This is a genomic window from Rossellomorea vietnamensis, from assembly GCF_025398035.1.
Lineage (GTDB): Bacteria > Bacillota > Bacilli > Bacillales > Bacillaceae_B > Rossellomorea > Rossellomorea vietnamensis_B.
The window spans coordinates 26,612-44,669 of the sequence record NZ_CP104558.1; the positions used below are offsets into that span (position 1 = coordinate 26,612).

Sequence of the window (18,058 nt, forward strand, 5' to 3'; positions counted from 1 at the left end):
TTTTTTGTAGTGCTTTTTGACTTACATCCGTTTGCCAAAGAGATTTGATCACTGATAAAATAAAGATTATTCGACAAAACGAATCGTGAATATCGAATAGGGTCGAAATATAAAGAAATCGTTAGAAAATCGAAGAAAATATAATAATTTTCAAGTTTTTTTCAAAAATAAAAGGAATTTAGGTTGCATTGTCGAAAAAGTAATTTAGAATAAAATTACAGAGATGAATTAATTAGGATTGAGGAGGAAACCTGTAGTGAAATCGATTAAAGTATGTGTTGTGGATGATAACCGTGAGCTGACGTCTTTATTGGAGGACTACATCGCTTCGCAAAATGATATGGAAGTAGTAGGGATTGCCCATAATGGTCAAGATTGTTTAGATTTATTGGAGGAAGTCGATCCGGATGTCCTGGTCCTGGATATCATCATGCCTCATTTGGACGGGCTGGCGGTGCTTGAACGACTTCGTGAAAAGAAGGGAATTCCAAATGTCATCATGCTTACGGCCTTCGGTCAGGAAGATGTGACGAAGAAAGCTGTCGACCTTGGAGCTTCTTATTTTATTTTAAAGCCATTCGATATGGAAAACCTAGTGAGTCATATCAGACAAGTCAGCGGTAAATCAAACTCAATCATCAAAAAACCTTCCTCATCCAGAATGAATACAGAACAAAAACCAAGGAACTTGGATGCAAGCATCACGAGCATCATCCACGAAATCGGCGTGCCGGCACATATTAAAGGATACTTATATCTACGTGAAGCCATCTCTATGGTGTATAACGATATCGAGTTACTCGGGTCCATCACAAAGGTTCTTTACCCGGATATTGCCAAGAAATACAATACGACCGCATCACGTGTGGAACGGGCAATCCGTCACGCCATTGAAGTGGCCTGGAGCAGAGGGAATATTGATTCCATTTCTTCTTTATTCGGATACACCGTCAGCATGTCAAAGGCCAAGCCGACCAACTCTGAATTCATTGCCATGGTAGCGGATAAACTGCGCTTGGAGCATATGGCTTCTTGAAAGAGTAAGGAATAATACAAGCACCTTCCAAATTGAATTTTACATGACTATCCCTCTGATTATTCGGGTCAGGGGGTTTTTGTTTGCTCATTTCTTCTTTTTGTCCTTCCGAATCCTCATCACACCCTAATATAATCGCCTCTTTTATTCAAAAATGGTGGTTCGCCCTTACAGCCTGTCCCCTCTGACATAAGATGAAGTGTAGTGCAAAAACAACAAAGGGGGAGGTGATACCATGGGATGTTATCGTAATAACGATAATGTAGGTGGAGCTTCTGACCGTTGCAGAAACAATGACGTAGCAGGTGTTTCTGACAACAACGACTTCAGAGTGCCTGTCAGAGCTTATATCAGAGGAGAAGATTTCTGCAGAGCCGTTCGCCGTTGCAGGGATAACGATGTAGCCGGTGAAATGGACAACCGCCGCAGATGCCGCTGCCGCTGGTTCTAATTCAATGCCTCCACAAAACGCGATAAACCCTGAGTCCCTCAGGGTTTTTTGATGTTAGGCGTTAAAAGGTTCATTCTTTGAGGCAGGAGCAAATAAGTATATAATGGAGTCAGTTATTAAATTCTATAAGTGAAGGAATCTACATATAGAAAAGCAAAGGAAGTGAGCTCATGACGCTGATTTTTGCTCATCGTGGATCTGCGGGTACCCATCCGGAAAACACTATGGAAGCTTTTTATGAAGCGGAGCGAGTGATGGCAGACGGGATTGAATTGGATGTTCAGCTGACAAAAGACGGAGAAATGGTCGTCATACATGATGAAACCGTCGACCGGACGACCAATGGAAAAGGATTCGTCAAAGATTATACGTTAAAAGAAATTCAAAAGCTCCAGGCGAATTTCAAATTCAAGAGTAAACTATTCAAGAAAAATCGCGTCCCGTCATTGAGGGAAGTCTTTCAGTGGCTAAAGGGAAATAAACTACTTTGTAATATCGAGTTAAAAAACAGTATCATGGATTATCAAGGTCTGGAAGAGAAGGTAATCGGACTGATCAGGGAGTTCGGATACGAGAACCGGATTATCATCTCTTCTTTTAATCATTATTCGATTGTGGCCTGTTACCGCTTGGAGCCCGCCGTTGAAATCGCGCCCCTTTACTCATCACGCTTATTCATGCCCTGGATTTATGCCCAGTCAATAAGGGCGAAAGCGATTCATCCCAACCTGAAAGCGGTAAGGGATGAGATTATCATCGAAGCCATGAACAACGGTATTGGTGTTAGACCCTACACGGTGAATAAGGCAGATCAAATGGAAAGGTTACTGAATCTGGGCTGCACTGCATTTGTCACGGACTATCCTGAAAAGGCCTGGAAGTTGAGGGAAAATAAGAAAGGCTAGCGCATACACTGCGCTAGCCTTTCTTATTGAATCGGGACTGAACTTTATTGCGTTTTCGGTCACGATGCAGGACGAAACCTGCAATGAAGCCCAAACCGCAAACAAAAAAGACTAACCCGATCATAAATTGAAGCCAAAGATAAGGGATCGGAGGCTGCAGGATCCCGAATAACATATCTCTCATCAACTTAATCCCCAGAGCTGCGAATGCTCCGGGGACCAACATGATTATCAGTGCAATAAGACGGACCATGAGATGCATAACTCCTTTTCGTTTCCATACTAAAATTCTAACTCCAAGCAGAGAATTGTCAAGTTTCGAAAAGTAGTGTAACATTATGGGTGTGAAAAAAATTGCAGGTGTCGGGGTGAAGAAAGTTGCAAGAGGTTCTAATTGTCGGTGGTGGTAAGGGTGGAACAGCCATCCTGCAGATCCTCCACGAGGTTTCCGTCATGAAAGTGATTGCTGTTGTAGATGTAAATGAAAACGCTTCAGGCATTAAGCTGTCAAAGGAACTGGGCATCCCTGTCGGTAAGGATTGGCGACCTTTCCTCAGCGACTCCGTGGACATTGTCATCGAGGTGACGGGTGAACAGGAAGTGTTTGAACAGATTAGGGATCACCGTGGAAAGAATACGGTTCTCATCCCTGGGAGCGTGGCTTTCCTTATTTCAAAGCTCCTCGAAGAAAAAGAGGATCTTATCCATCAATTGACGAGCGAGTCCTTTAAAAGGGATCTTATCTTTAATTCAACTGATGATGGAATGGTCGGGATCGATGATCAAGGCATTGTCATGCTGTTTAATAAAAGTGCAGAGCGAATGATCGGCAAACACCAGGAAGAAGTGATGGGGCTACATATTTCTGAAGTGATACCTGAGAGCAGGCTGACCAGAACCATTGAAACAAGACGGACTGAAATCAATCAGGAAGTCATCCTTGGGAACGGATTGAAGATCATTTCCAGCCGGATTCCGATGATCACTGAGCAGGATGAAATCATCGGTGCCTTTTCGGTGTTTAAAGATATCACAGAAGTAGTGAATCTGGCAGAGGAAATCACCAACCTTAAAGAGATCCAGACGATGCTGGAAGCCATCATCCATTCCAGTGATGATGCGATTTCAGTCGTCGATGAAGAGGGAAAGGGGATTATGATCAACCCTGCTTACACGAGGATCACGGGACTTTCCCGGGAGGAAGTGATCGGGAAGCCTGCAACGGCGGATATCTCTGAAGGGGAGAGTATCCATTTGAAAGTGCTGCAAACACGGAGAGCGATCCGTGGCACGAGGATGCGGGTAGGACCCAACCGTAAAGAAGTCATCGTGAATGTTGCCCCCATCATTGTAAACAATAAGCTTAAGGGGAGTGTCGGCGTCATTCATGACATGTCGGAAATACAATCTCTCACCCAGGAATTGGACCGGGCGAGGAGGATCATCCGAACCCTTGAAGCGAAATATATGTTCGAGGATATCATTGGTGACTCAGAGGAAATGATGATCGCCATAGAGCAAGCGAAACTAGGCGCGAAAACACCTGCTACCGTCCTGCTCCGCGGAGAATCGGGGACCGGAAAGGAATTATTTGCCCATGCCATACATAATGCGAGTGACCGTAAATTCAATAAGTTCCTCAGGGTCAACTGTGCCGCATTATCGGAGAACCTGTTGGAAAGCGAATTATTCGGATATGAAGAAGGGGCCTTTTCCGGTGCTAAGCGCGGGGGGAAACGCGGATTGTTTGAAGAGGCGAATAATGGAAGTATCTTCCTCGATGAAATAGGGGAACTGAGTGCCAATACACAAGCGAAATTATTAAGGGTCCTGCAGGAAAATGAAATCGTGAGGGTCGGAGGGACGAAATCGATTCAAATCAATGTCCGGGTCATTGCCGCTACGAACGTAAACCTTGAAAAGGGAATAGCCGACGGATCCTTCAGGGAAGATCTGTATTATCGCCTCAACCGGATGCCGATTCAAATCCCGCCGTTAAGGCAGCGTAAATCCGATATACCACTCATTACCGAAACCCTGATTACAAAGATCAACCAGGATTATGGAAGGAACGTCGAAGGAGTGACGGCTGAGGCAATGAACAAGCTAATGAATTATCATTGGCCGGGGAATGTGCGGGAGCTTGAAAATGTATTGGGGAGAGCCATCATTTTCATGAACTACAATGAAGTCCAAATAGATGGAAAGCATTTACCCCAATTAGAAAATACAGCTAAGCCCTCTGTTAATGTAGCGGAACTTCCGTTTCAAGTCGATGAAGATCTTGCAACCCAGGTTGAAAAGTATGAAAAAAATATAATTCAAAAAGTTTTAGAGCAGAATAATGGTAATAAGACGGCTACTGCTAAAGCATTGAATGTGTCGGTGAGAAACTTATACTATAAAATTGAAAAATATAACATTGAAATAAATAGCATGAAGTAATTTGCAGGGTGTGAAAAAAATTGCATGAGTAATTCCTGCTTTATAAAGCGTTTTCAGGATATTAAAGTTGGCACGCTTCTTGCATGTAGTTAAATGGGAACACAATAACAGAAAAAAGGGGTTGAAACGACATACATGAATCTACAATCTTTAGTGGAAAAAGCAACCCGAATTGAACACTCCACTGTAGCAGTCGCTGCAGCAGAAGATAAAGAAGTCCTTTTGGCTGTCTCCATGGCGGTTGAAAAAAACATGGCTGACTTTTTACTGTTCGGGGATAAAGAAGAAATCATCACCATATTGGATGAGGTTGCCCCACAGCTGATATCTCACAGCAGTATTAAAATCAAGCATGCCTTCTCGCCTCAAAAAGCAGCAGAGCTTGCCGTGAAGGCGGTAAAGGAAAATGAGGCAGGTACCCTTATGAAGGGGAATGTCCCTACTGCTGTCATCTTGAAGGCAGTCCTGAATAAAGAATGGGGACTTCGTACAGGCAATGTCCTGTCACATGTTGCAGCATTTGAGGTGGCCGGGTTCGATAGGCTTACGTTCATTACGGATGCCGCGATGAATATCTCTCCTGATCTGCAGCAAAAAGCGCAAATCATAGAAAATGCCGTCGGGGTTGCCCGGTCAATCGGTGTGGATACGCCGAAAGTAGCGCCAATTGCCGCCGTGGAAGTGGTGAATCCGTCGATGCCGGCTACAGTCGATGCCGCTTCTCTTACCATGATGAATCAACGGGGGCAGATTCGGGATTGTACGGTCGATGGTCCGTTAGCCCTCGATAATGCTGTTTCCCATCATGCAGCCGAACATAAAGGAATTGAAAGTGCGGTTGCGGGGCAAGCGGATATTCTGCTCGTACCCTCGATTGAAACAGGGAATGCCCTATATAAATCCTTGATCTACTTTGCCAAGGCAAAAGTAGGGGCAGTGATAGCCGGAGCTAAAGCACCAATCGTATTAACATCCAGAGCAGACAGTGCAGAAAGTAAATTATATTCTTTGGCACTGGCTATATGCTCTGCTTCTAATAAATAATCATCCATTCTAAAAATATAAACCTACAGGGGGAAATAATAATGAAAATTTTCAGCTATATGGAACAATACGACTATGAACAATTGGTATTCTGTCAAGATGAAGCTTCAGGATTAAAAGCAATCATCGCCATTCATGATACAACACTTGGACCTGCCCTTGGCGGTACCCGTATGTGGACATATGAATCAGAAGAAGCGGCAATTGAAGATGCACTGCGCCTTGCAAGAGGGATGACCTATAAGAATGCAGCTGCCGGTCTGAATCTTGGTGGAGGGAAGACGGTTATCATCGGTGACCCCCGTAAAGATAAGAACGAAGAAATGTTCCGTGCCTTCGGTCGTTATATCCAAGGGTTAAATGGACGCTATATCACTGCGGAAGATGTGGGTACGACGGTTGCCGATATGGACTTGATCCACGAAGAAACAGATTATGTAACAGGAATTTCACCAGCGTTCGGTTCTTCAGGTAACCCATCTCCTGTGACGGCTTATGGAGTATACCGCGGAATCAAGGCAGCAGCAAAAGAAGCTTTCGGTACAGATTCACTGGAAGGGAAAACAATCGCCGTCCAGGGAGTTGGTAATGTCGCGTACAACATGTGCCGCCATCTTCACGAAGAAGGAGCAAACCTGATCGTGACGGATATCAACAAAGAAGCCGTTCAACGTGCCGTTGATGAATTTGGTGCGAAAGCAGTGGACATCAATGATATTTACGGAGTGGATTGTGACATCTTTGCACCATGTGCACTGGGTGCGATTATCAATGATGAAACGATTCCACAACTTAAAGCGAAAGTCATTGCGGGAGCGGCAAATAACCAGTTGAAAGAAACACGTCACGGTGATGCTATCCATGAAATGGGTATCGTTTATGCACCTGACTATGTCATCAACGCAGGTGGAGTCATCAACGTAGCAGATGAATTATACGGCTACAACAGCGAAAGAGCCATGAAAAAAGTGGAACAGGTGTACAACAACGTAGAACGCGTCATCGAAATCGCGAATCGTGATAACGTCCCAACGTATGTAGCTGCTGACCGTATGGCAGAAGAGCGCATCGAAAAAATGCATCGCTCAAGAAGTCAGTTCCTGCAGAATGGACACCACATTCTTAGCAGACGTGGATAAATAGAAGAAAGAACGCTTTACTTTTTGATAAAGTGAAGCGTTTCTTCCCGGTTTAGGGGAACATCGGACAGCGTAAGGGGTTATCTATCATAGGGGGAAATTCTTTCATGCAAACATTACAATACAGCTGCCCAAATGGAGGTAACAACAGTGCAGGAAAATAAACATCGAATACTTGTCATTAATCCGGGATCGACATCCACCAAAATTGGTGTCTTTGACGATGATCGCTCCATATTTGAAAAGACGATCCGTCATGATTCAGAGAAGATTAATGAATTTGCAACGATTATCGATCAATATGAATTCAGGAAGAACACCATTCTTCAGACATTGGATGAAGAAGGGATCAATATTTCAAAGCTGAGTGCCGTATGCGGTCGCGGGGGACTTCTAAGACCGATAGAAGGTGGCACCTATTTAGTGAATGATGACATGCTGAAGGATCTGAAAGAAGGATTCTCTGGTCAGCATGCGTCTAACCTTGGGGGGATCCTGGCATTTGAAATCGCCTCGGGATTAAATATTCCATCTTATATCGTCGATCCCGTTGTCGTGGACGAGCTGCAGCCCCTTGCCCGGGTTTCAGGGTTCTCACTCATTGAAAGAAAAAGTATTTTCCATGCGTTGAATCAGAAAGCGGTCGCAAGAAGAGTAGCGAAACAAATCGGGAAGAAATATGAAGACCTTAATCTGATCATCACTCATATGGGGGGAGGTATCACTGTAGGTGCCCACCGCAATGGGAAAGTCGTGGATGTGAATAATGGTCTCCACGGAGATGGACCATTCAGCCCTGAAAGAGCAGGAACCGTTCCGGCAGGCGATCTGGTTGACCTTTGCTTCTCGGGAGACTATTACCGTGATGAAATCATGAAGAAACTTGTCGGTCAGGGTGGACTGGTCGGTTATCTTGATACAAATGATGCCGTAAAGGTAGAGAAAATGATAGAAAATGGCGACGAAAAAGCCAAAGCCGTCTATGATGCCATGGCGTATCAAATTGCGAAAGAAATCGGCTCGGCAAGCGCGGTCCTGAATGGTAAAGTCGATGCCATCGTTTTAACAGGTGGACTTGCGTACGGCAAGGATTTTGTCAAAGCGATAAGTGAACGAATCAACTGGATAGCGGATGTCGTTATTCAACCAGGAGAAAATGAACTGCAAGCTCTTGCTGAAGGGGCTTTAAGAGTCTTACGGAATGAAGAAGACTATAAAGTATACCCGGGAAATGTAAAAAAAGAGGCAAGAGTATAAGAGAGAAGGGGGACTTAAGATTGGCAGAAGAATATGATTTAGTCATTCTCGGTGGGGGTACAGGTGGTTATGTTGCTGCCATCCGTGCTTCTCAACTTGGGTTAAAAACAGCAATCGTTGAAAAAGGAAAGCTTGGAGGGACATGCCTTCACAAGGGATGTATTCCAAGTAAAGCCCTTCTTCGCAGTGCTGAAGTATATGCGACAGCGAAACATAGTGAAAGTTTCGGTGTAAAAATCAATGGAGTGGAACTTGACTTTCCTAAGGTTCAGGAAAGAAAAGAAGGAATCGTCGAACAACTGCATAAAGGTGTACAACATCTGATGAAACAGGGTAAAATCGATGTTTTCGAAGGACTCGGCCGGATTCTCGGACCTTCCATTTTCTCTCCCATGCCTGGAACCATTTCCGTGGAAATGAACAACGGCGAAGATAACGCGATGCTCATTCCAAAAAATGTCATCGTAGCAACAGGCTCAAGGCCACGTTCACTGCCCGGTCTTGAAATTGATGGTGAATATGTTTTATCTTCTGATGAAGCGCTTTCACTTGAAGCGCTTCCGAAATCGATCATCATCGTTGGTGGAGGTGTCATCGGGATCGAATGGGCTTCCATGCTTTCTGATTTTGATGTTGATGTAACCGTTGTGGAATACGCTGATAAGATCGTACCAACAGAAGATCATGAAATCTCAAAAGAAATGCAGCGCCTCATGAAGAAAAAGGGCGTCAAAATCGTGACAAGTGCAAAAGTGCTTCCTGAATCCTTAAATAAAGGGGACGGAGAAGTGACAATAAGCGCGGAGCATAAAGGGGAAGAAAAATCCTTTACAGCAGAGAAGATCCTTGTATCTGTAGGCAGACAAGCAAACGTTGAAGGCATTGGCTTAGAGAACACGGATATTAAGGTGGAAAAGGGCTTTATTGAGGTAAATGATTTCTTCCAAACGAAAGAATCCCATATTTACGCGATAGGGGACGTCATCGGTGGACTTCAGTTGGCTCATGTTGCGTCTCATGAAGGAATCACGGCCGTGGAACATATGGCGAATGAGAACCCTCATCCGATCGACTATTCCCTGATTTCAAAATGCATCTATAGTAATCCTGAAATTGCAAGCGTAGGAATCACAGAGCAGGAAGCGAAAGAAAAGGGATACAATCTTAAGGTCGGGAAATTCAGCTTCAGAGCGATCGGAAAAGCGCTTGTGTACGGTGAATCGGATGGGTTTGTGAAGATCATTGCAGACAAAGATACAGAGGACATCCTTGGCGTGCACATGATTGGTCCACATGTAACCGACATGATTTCAGAAGCGGGACTTGCTAAAGTATTGGATGCAACACCGTGGGAAATCGCCCATACCATCCACCCTCACCCTTCCCTGTCGGAAGCGATCGGTGAAGCCGCGCTTGCCGTAGATGGAAAGGCAATTCACTCATAATAAGAAAAATCAGGAAAGGTAGAGATCTTCTCTGCCTTCCCAATCATTAGATTGTGTAGGAGGTAAATAAAATGGCTGAGAATCGTCATGAAGCGTTAGGACTTTCCAATGAGAAAGTATTAGAAATGTATGAAACCATGCTGCTTGCCAGAAAAATCGATGAGCGCATGTGGTTACTGAACCGTTCTGGTAAAATCCCATTTGTTATTTCATGTCAGGGTCAGGAAGCGGCTCAAGTTGGTGCTGCATTTGCACTGGACCGTGAAAAGGATTATGTATTGCCGTATTACCGTGACATGGGTGTTGTATTGACATTCGGAATGACGGCCCAGGAATTGATGCTATCAGGTTTTGCGAAAGCAGAAGATCCAAACTCAGGAGGTCGTCAAATGCCTGGTCACTTTGGACAGAAGAAAAATAATATCGTAACGGGTTCATCTCCTGTAACGACTCAAGTGCCACATGCCGTTGGAATCGCTCTTGCAGGCAAAATGGAGAAGAAAGATGTTGTGACGTTTGTTACGTTCGGAGAAGGGTCTTCCAACCAAGGAGATTTCCATGAAGGGGCAAACTTTGCAGGTGTACATAAACTTCCTGTTATTTTCATGTGTGAAAACAATAAATATGCGATTTCGGTTCCGATTGAAAAACAATTGGCTTGTGAGAAAGTATCAGACCGAGCCATCGGGTACGGAATGCCTGGAATCACCGTCGATGGAAATGATCCGATCGAAGTATACAAAGCTGTGAAGGAAGCTGCTGATCGTGGGCGCCGCGGAGAAGGACCAACGCTTGTCGAGACGGTTTCTTATCGTCTGACTCCACACTCCTCTGATGATGATGACAGAAGCTACCGCTCACCGGATGAAGTGGCAAAAGCGAAAACGAACGATCCGATCATCACATTTGGTGCGTATCTGAAAGAGACAGGCGTCATGAATGATGACATTGAGAAAGAAATCAATGATCGTATTATGAAGCTTGTAAACGAAGCAACGGATTATGCAGAAAACGCTCCATATGCTGAAGCAGAATCAGCGATGAAGTATGTTTACGCAGAAGAGAAGTAAGGGGGAATTCAATCATGCCAGTAATTTCATACATTGATGCCGTAACCATGGCCATAAGAGAAGAAATGGAACGTGATGAGAAAGTTTTCGTTCTCGGTGAGGACGTTGGGAAAAAAGGTGGAGTATTTAAAGCGACTCACGGTTTGTATGACCAATTTGGTGAGGACCGTGTCATTGATACGCCACTTGCAGAATCAGCCATTGCCGGAGTGGGGATCGGAGCTGCCATGTATGGTATGAGACCGATCGCAGAAATGCAGTTCGCTGATTTTATCATGCCTGCCGTAAACCAAATCATCTCTGAAGCGGCAAAAATTCGTTATCGTTCGAATAACGATTGGAGCTGTCCGATGGTCATTCGTGCTCCTTACGGCGGTGGGGTGCACGGAGCGCTTTATCACTCACAATCCGTCGAAGCCGTCTTTGCCAATCAACCGGGATTGAAAATCGTGATGCCTTCAACTCCATATGATGTGAAAGGCTTATTGAAAGCGGCCATCCGTGACGAAGATCCGGTATTATTCTTCGAGCATAAACGAGCTTATCGTCTGATCAAGGGTGAAGTCCCCGAGGATGATTATACGCTGCCGATCGGAAAAGCTGACGTGAAGCGTGAAGGAGAAGACATCACAGTCATCACTTACGGCTTATGTGTTCACTTTGCCCTTCAAGCGGCTGAAAAACTTGCCCAGGACGGAATTGAAGCACATATCCTGGATTTACGCACGATTTATCCATTGGATAAAGAAGCGATCATTGAAGCAGCATCTAAAACAGGTAAAGTACTTCTTGTGACTGAAGACAATAAAGAAGGAAGCATCATGGGTGAAGTTTCTGCGATCATCGCTGAAAATTGCTTGTTCGAGCTTGATGCCCCGGTAAAACGCCTTGCAGGTCCAGACGTTCCTGCTATGCCGTATGCACCGACTATGGAAAAATACTTCATGATCAACCCGGACAAAGTAGAAAAAGCTATGCGTGAACTTGCAGAATTTTAATCACAGTCCACACCAATTAAACTAGAGCAGTAGGGAGGGTTCCTCATTGGGTATTGAAAATATGAAAATGCCTCAGCTAGGGGAAAGTGTTACAGAAGGTACAATTAGTAAATGGTTGGTGTCACCAGGTGATACCGTAAATAAATATGATCCAATTGCAGAAGTTCAAACAGATAAAGTGAATGCAGAAGTGCCATCTTCCTTCACGGGTACCATTAAAGAATTGATTGCCGAAGAAGGGGACACTCTTGAAGTCGGGGAAATCATTTGTTCCATCGAGATTGAAGGTGCAGGCACATCCCCTGCTCAAGAAGCTCCGAAAGAAGAGGCTAAAGAGGAAGCGAAAGGGTCGGCTCCTGCTAAGCCTAAGGCTCCAACGAGAGATAGCGGAAATAAAGCAAGGTATTCTCCAGCCGTATTAAAGCTGTCCCAAGAGCACGATATTGATTTGAATCAAGTGGAAGGCACCGGAAACGGCGGCCGGATCACCCGTAAAGATTTAAAGAAAATCATTGAATCAGGTTCTATTCCTAAATCAACAGATGCACCGGCACCTAAACCGTCCGCACCGGCTCCACAGCAGGCGCCTGTGAAAGAGGAAGCTCCGGCACAGCAGGCCAAACCGGCAGCAGCGAATGTTCCTGTCGTCCCTGGTGATATCGAGATCCCGGTTTCCGGCATACGCAAAGCGATTGCCTCCAACATGGTACGCAGTAAACATGAAGCACCTCATGCCTGGACGATGATGGAAGTGGATGTAACCAACCTGGTTGACTACAGAAATTCACTTAAGACAGAATTCAAACAGCGTGAAGGATTCAATCTGACATTCTTCGCATTTTTCGTGAAAGCTGTCGCCCAGGCTCTTAAAGAGTACCCACAAATCAATTCCATGTGGGCTGGAGACAAGATCGTTCAGAAGAAGGACATCAATCTTTCCATTGCGGTAGCTACGGATGATGCACTTTATGTTCCTGTGATTAAAAATGCTGACGAAAAAACAATCAAAGGGATCGCAAGAGAAATCACCGAGCTTGCAGGAAAAGTCCGCAGCGGTAAATTGACCTCCCAGGATATGCAGGGCGGAACATTTACGGTGAATAATACAGGGTCATTTGGCTCGGTACAATCGATGGGTATCATCAATTATCCACAGGCCGCGATCCTTCAGGTAGAATCGATCGTGAAACGTCCTGTCGTCATGAACAACGGAATGATTGCAGTTCGTGATATGGTGAACCTCTGTATGTCACTCGATCACCGCGTACTTGACGGTTTGGTATGCGGAAGATTCCTTCAGCGCGTGAAAGAAATCTTAGAAAACACTTCGAAAGAAAATACATCTATATATTAATACTGATAAGGACTGACCCTGGGTGGTTGGTCCTTATTTTTTTATGCAGTTAGATAGAATGACTTATTAAAAAAGGTCCGTAACAGGAAAATTACGGGAAAAACAACCGGAATATAACTGGAAGAATATTCTAGTAGATCGTCATAGGTCACTACCTGGGTCATAATTCCGATTCCTCATTCCGGGAATTCTCACTATGAAACTTATCGCTCATTTTTTCTTTCCTTCACTTATTAAAAGAGGCATAACCTCCACTTTCATCCTACTAAATCTGAAGATTATCCTGGAATATTCTTGAAGTTATATTATAGGAGTGACTTTATCCTTATGAAAAAATCGGGATTCGTGACTTTTCAATCAATTACTGAATTTTCAGATTTATTTCGACAGCAACTTACAACATTTTACATATAAACTTGGTTATCTTTGGTTTAACACCTACTATTTTCCAAAGTTGGTGTTCGTAGGAGGTGACGGGTGGTTGGATTTATAAAAAGACTGGGAGGGAATTAGATGTCAGGAAGAAAACGTAAGGCAAGATGGTTATCCATTGTACTCACCTTAGTCATGTTTGTCCCCTTGATGTTTCCATTCAATGCAGGGGCGGCAAATACCTCACAAGCGGCTCTATCGAAAGAAAAGCCATCCACATCAGCAAATGAGTCGGCAAAAGTAAGTCCACAATCAAAAATCACAACCACATTACAGGAACAATTTAAGAAAAAGGAACAGGTCACATACTTAGTGAAATTCAAGGATAAGGTAGACACGGAAGCTGTATCTAAAAAGGCGGCTGAAACAGCGAAAAAGCAGAAACTGTCTGCTAATAATAAGAAATTATTAAAACGGAATATGGTCGTCTCAGAGCTTCGCGCTAAAGCCCTTGAATCTCAGGCAGAAGTGAAAGAATACTTAGCGAAAGAGAAGAAGTCAGGTGCAGTGAAGGAAATCAAAGACTTCTATGTTGTAAACGGAATGGCCGTTACAAGTACGAAGAAAGTCATGGAAAAGATTTCAACCTTTACTGAAGTGGAAAAAATCCTGCCGAATGAAACGAGACAAATTATCCAGCCGGCAAAGGCAAAAGCTTCTTCATCCGCAGTGTTGGATAAAGAAGCCCCAAATACTCCAGCATCCATTGAGTGGAATATCGATCGGGTCGGCGCACCTGCGGTATGGGAAATGGGGATCGATGGAGCGGGAACGGTCATTGCCTCCATTGACACGGGAGTACAATGGGATCACCCGGCATTAAAAGAAAAATATAGAGGGTATGACCCTCAGAATCCGGATTCACCGGACAACGAATTCAACTGGTTTGATGCAACTGCAGGACAAAGTGCGCCATATGACGACCAGGGTCATGGAACACATACTGTCGGTACTATGGTCGGGTCTGAGCCCGATGGCAGCAATCAAATCGGTGTAGCGCCGGGTGCCAAGTGGATCGCGGTCAAAGCGTTCACGGCCGATGGCGGGACGGATGTAGACTTACTGGAAGCTGGGGAATGGATTCTGGCACCTAAAGATGCTGAAGGAAATCCACATCCTGAAATGGCTCCTGATGTTGTCAATAACTCATGGGGTGGCGGTGCCGGACTCGATGAATGGTACCGGGATATGGTCAGTGCGTGGAGAGCGGCAGAAATCTTCCCTGAGTTCTCCGCAGGAAATACAACACTATTCAATCCGGGAGGACCAGGATCGATTGCGAATCCGGCTAACTACCCTGAGTCATTCGCAACAGGTGCTACGGATATCAACGATCAATTGGGAAGTTTCTCATTACAGGGACCTTCTCCTTATGAGGAAATCAAGCCTGAGATTGCCGCACCGGGAGTGAATATCCGCTCTTCCGTTCCAGGTGGCAATTATGAAGGAGGCTGGAATGGAACATCTATGGCTGGTCCACACGTATCGGCAGTCGCTGCCCTGTTACGACAAGTGGATGCAAGCTTAACAGTGGATGAAATCGAAGAAATCCTTATGTCGACCGCTGTTCCGTTAACAGACGGAACCTTCCCGGAATCTCCAAATAACGGGTATGGGCACGGCTTGGTCAATGCGTTTGATGCAGTATCCTCCGTTATGAGCGGAATCGGTAAAGTAAAAGGACAGGTTTCAAAAGAAGGTGATGACACGGAAGCTCCTGTCATCAGTCATGACGCACCACAAGAAGCATTTAAAGAAATGAATCTGCCATTACAAGCAGAGGCAAGTGATAATGTCAGCGTGACGAATGTAACACTGAGTTATCAAAATCAGGACGGTGAATGGGTAGAAGTTGAAGCAAGCAGAACTTCAGGCGACTACACATCAGGAACGTATGAAGCGGTCATCCCGGGTGAGGATCTCACTGGAGGGCAGGTCACGTACAAGTGGGTTGCGACGGACTTCGGTGGAAATGAAGTCGAATCTGATACGTACACTGTAAACTTGCTACCGGGTATCACAGTTGGATATGAGCAGGACTTCGAAGCAGACCCGACTGGTTGGACATCCTACGGTCCAGGGAACAGCTGGGAATGGGGAGTTCCGGCGAGTGGTCCGGGAAATGCTTCTTCAGGAGAAAAAGTATATGCCACCAACTTAGACGGAACGTATGACAACAGTGCGAATATGTCACTTCAGATGCCTCCGATCGATTTACCTGATGGAGAGAGCTTCTTACAATTTAAACAGTGGCACGAACTGGAACGCAACTATGACTACGGCCATGTGTTTGTATCCACAGATGGTGAAGAGTGGACACAGGCACTGCGCGTGAATGGGAATACCGACGGATGGGTAGACGGAGAAGTGGATCTGAGTCAATATGCAGGTCAACGTGTATACATTGCCTTCAACGTTACCTCCGATGGAAGTGTCACGAAACAAGGCTGGTACCTTGATGATGTGAAGCTTAGTGCGGAATCAAATCTTCCAGCCAAGAAAATGAATCTTGGTCTGAAATCGAAGGATGAAAAATCATCTTCTGTATCGAAAAAGCCAAGTGTAAATCCAGCTAAGATCACAGTGAAAAATGACGTGAAGAAAGATGATAAGACGGATGCATCAGGTCCGGCTCCTGTCCTTCTTCCACTGCAAGCAGAGGTAAGTGTATTGGAAACGGGTCGTTCCGTTTATACAAATCCTGCAGATGGATCATATGAAATGACTCATGCAGCGGGTGAATTCACATTACAGGCATCCACATACGGTTACAGATCTGAAACGCAAAGTGTGACGATTGAAGCTGATCAAACATCGACTGCCAACTTCACCCTTGAAGAAATCCCTCAAGGGAATATTACCGGAACCGTCACGAACGAAGTAACGGGAGAACCGATTGAAGGAGCAACGGTCTTCGTTCTTGAAGATGCCGTAGTACAGCCGGTTGAAACAAATGCCAATGGAGAATATGAATTAGAAGCTTACGAAGGGGACTATACTCTGAAAGTGGTTGCGCCTTACTACTATAGTAAGGAAATGAGCGTCACTGTTGAAGGCGGGGAAGTCACAACCGCCGATGTATCATTAGAACCATTCATCGGATATCCTGGTGAAATCGGGTACGATGATGGAACAGCAGAAAATGCACGGGCATTCTATGATGCAGGTAACGGCTGGGCCGTGAAAATGTCCCTTGAAGAAGGAAATGACACGGCACTTGTGACAGGCGGACTATTCCGCTTCTGGGACACAGAGTGGCCTGTACCTGGAGGAACTGAATTCCAGGTTGCCGTCTATGATGCAACTGGACCTGACGGGGCGCCAGGTAAGAAACTCGCCGGTCCATTCGATGGAACTGCATTGCGTAACGGAGAATGGACGCATGTGGACCTCAGTGAGCACGGCATCATGGTCGAAGGTGATTTCTATATGGTGTACATCCAGTCGGCACCAAATCCGAATGCACCTGGACTTGGGACAGATGAAGATGGCGAATATGCGGCAAGAAGCTGGCAGTTCGTTGGAGGAGCCTGGTCGCAGGCACCGGAAGATGAGGGGAACTACATGATTCGCGCAACTGTGAATTATGAAGTGACGGCACCAGTCATCACTTCACCGAAGGATGGATCATTTACCAATAAAGATTCCGTCACCGTGGAAGGGATTTCTGCCCCGACTACGACCGTTCATCTCTTTAATGGTGAAGAAGAAGTAGCGACAGCCGACACAGGTGAGGATGGAACATTCTCTGCCGATGTTTCCCTGCATGAAGGTGAGAATGTATTAACCGCCAAGGCAGCGACGGAACAGGGCATGACGGGGCCATCGGATTCGGTGACAGTAACGCTTGATCAACTGAAGCCGGAACTCGCCATCACCTCACCGGAGGATGGCATGAAAACCAATCGTGAAGCGATCACGGTTAAAGGAACCATCGCGGATGAAAATCTTGCATGGGTGAAAGTGAACGGTGAGAAAGCATCTGTCAAAGACGGAGAGTTCAGTCATCGAATTCTTCTCAATGAAGGAGAGAATGCCATCCAAGTAGTAGCGAAAGATAAAGCAGGAAACAAAAAGAAACAAAAGGTAACGGTCTTCGCGAAATTTGGGGACATCGAGATTGAGAATCTTCTTCCTGCAGAAGATAAAGAATTGAAGAAGGGTGAATCCGTCAAGATCGAATTTGACAGTGAGCCTGGATTGGACGCGACATTTGTCATTCACATGCCTCTGACAAATGCACGCTCCCAAGTGTCAAACGCCACTGAACTTCCAATGATGGAAACATCGGAAGGTCATTATGAAGGTTACTATACGGCTACTTCGAATGTGAAGGCGCCGGGAGCCGTGATTGAAGTGAAAGTTTCCGATGATTATGGAAATGTCACGACCCAGCGTGCTGAAGGTAAATTGTATATCAATTCAAAAAAATAAGCATAATGGGGAGAAGAGTTGGGATGTCCAACTCTTCTTCTTTTTTAT

Annotated in this window: 13 protein-coding genes; 12 read left to right on the forward strand and 1 reads right to left on the reverse strand. The window is 45.1% G+C overall.

The features are described 5' to 3' along the window. Window positions 1–256: 256 nt before the first annotated feature. The 3 genes from spo0A (at window position 257) to N5C46_RS00160 (ending at window position 2,392) form a co-directional block, all read left to right on the forward strand. Window positions 257–1,036: a sporulation transcription factor Spo0A gene (spo0A, locus tag N5C46_RS00150; RefSeq protein ID WP_034758050.1), complete on the forward strand. Its 780-nt coding sequence runs from the start codon at window positions 257–259 to the stop codon at window positions 1,034–1,036. A 235-nt stretch (window positions 1,037–1,271) separates the two neighbouring features. Further along, complete coding sequence (locus N5C46_RS00155) at window positions 1,272–1,487, forward strand: hypothetical protein (RefSeq protein ID WP_229592247.1); 216 nt, start codon at window positions 1,272–1,274, stop codon at window positions 1,485–1,487. 170 nt (window positions 1,488–1,657) lie between these two features. Beyond that, window positions 1,658–2,392, forward strand: coding sequence for a glycerophosphodiester phosphodiesterase (locus tag N5C46_RS00160; protein WP_261750433.1), 735 nt, complete (start codon window positions 1,658–1,660; stop codon window positions 2,390–2,392). A 13-nt stretch (window positions 2,393–2,405) separates the two neighbouring features. On the opposite strand, the gene N5C46_RS00165 is transcribed toward N5C46_RS00160, so the two are convergent. Next, window positions 2,406–2,645: a DUF2627 domain-containing protein gene (locus tag N5C46_RS00165; RefSeq protein WP_034758056.1), complete on the reverse strand. Its 240-nt coding sequence runs from the start codon at window positions 2,643–2,645 to the stop codon at window positions 2,406–2,408. Between the two features lie 125 nt (window positions 2,646–2,770). On the opposite strand from N5C46_RS00165, the gene N5C46_RS00170 reads away from it, so the two are divergent. The 9 genes from N5C46_RS00170 (at window position 2,771) to N5C46_RS00210 (ending at window position 18,010) form a co-directional block, all read left to right on the forward strand. After that, window positions 2,771–4,837 carry a sigma 54-interacting transcriptional regulator gene (locus tag N5C46_RS00170; protein WP_261750434.1) on the forward strand — a complete coding sequence of 689 codons (2,067 nt, stop codon included), beginning with the start codon at window positions 2,771–2,773 and terminating at the stop codon, window positions 4,835–4,837. Window positions 4,838–4,972: 135 nt separating this feature from the next. Further along, on the forward strand, window positions 4,973–5,881 hold the full coding sequence (yqiS, locus tag N5C46_RS00175; protein ID WP_261750435.1) for a phosphate butyryltransferase: 909 nt from the start codon (window positions 4,973–4,975) through the stop codon (window positions 5,879–5,881). Window positions 5,882–5,922: 41 nt separating this feature from the next. Then, entirely contained in the window at window positions 5,923–7,020 is a 1,098-nt protein-coding gene (gene bcd / locus N5C46_RS00180) for a branched-chain amino acid dehydrogenase (protein WP_261750436.1), read from the forward strand. A gap of 135 nt (window positions 7,021–7,155) precedes the next feature. Beyond that, complete coding sequence (buk, locus tag N5C46_RS00185) at window positions 7,156–8,277, forward strand: butyrate kinase (RefSeq protein ID WP_263497491.1); 1,122 nt, start codon at window positions 7,156–7,158, stop codon at window positions 8,275–8,277. A gap of 20 nt (window positions 8,278–8,297) precedes the next feature. Further along, window positions 8,298–9,722 carry a dihydrolipoyl dehydrogenase gene (gene lpdA / locus N5C46_RS00190; protein WP_261750437.1) on the forward strand — a complete coding sequence of 475 codons (1,425 nt, stop codon included), beginning with the start codon at window positions 8,298–8,300 and terminating at the stop codon, window positions 9,720–9,722. Between the two features lie 71 nt (window positions 9,723–9,793). After that, the gene (locus N5C46_RS00195) at window positions 9,794–10,792 is read left to right on the forward strand and encodes a thiamine pyrophosphate-dependent dehydrogenase E1 component subunit alpha (protein ID WP_034758074.1); all 999 of its coding nucleotides are present in this window, start codon (window positions 9,794–9,796) and stop codon (window positions 10,790–10,792) included. 14 nt (window positions 10,793–10,806) lie between these two features. After that, window positions 10,807–11,790: an alpha-ketoacid dehydrogenase subunit beta gene (locus N5C46_RS00200; protein ID WP_034758078.1), complete on the forward strand. Its 984-nt coding sequence runs from the start codon at window positions 10,807–10,809 to the stop codon at window positions 11,788–11,790. A gap of 46 nt (window positions 11,791–11,836) precedes the next feature. Next, window positions 11,837–13,144, forward strand: a complete 1,308-nt coding sequence (locus tag N5C46_RS00205) for a dihydrolipoamide acetyltransferase family protein (protein ID WP_261750438.1) — start codon at window positions 11,837–11,839, stop codon at window positions 13,142–13,144. Window positions 13,145–13,657: 513 nt separating this feature from the next. Next, window positions 13,658–18,010, forward strand: a complete 4,353-nt coding sequence (locus tag N5C46_RS00210; RefSeq protein WP_261750439.1) for a S8 family serine peptidase — start codon at window positions 13,658–13,660, stop codon at window positions 18,008–18,010. Window positions 18,011–18,058: the final 48 nt, after the last annotated feature.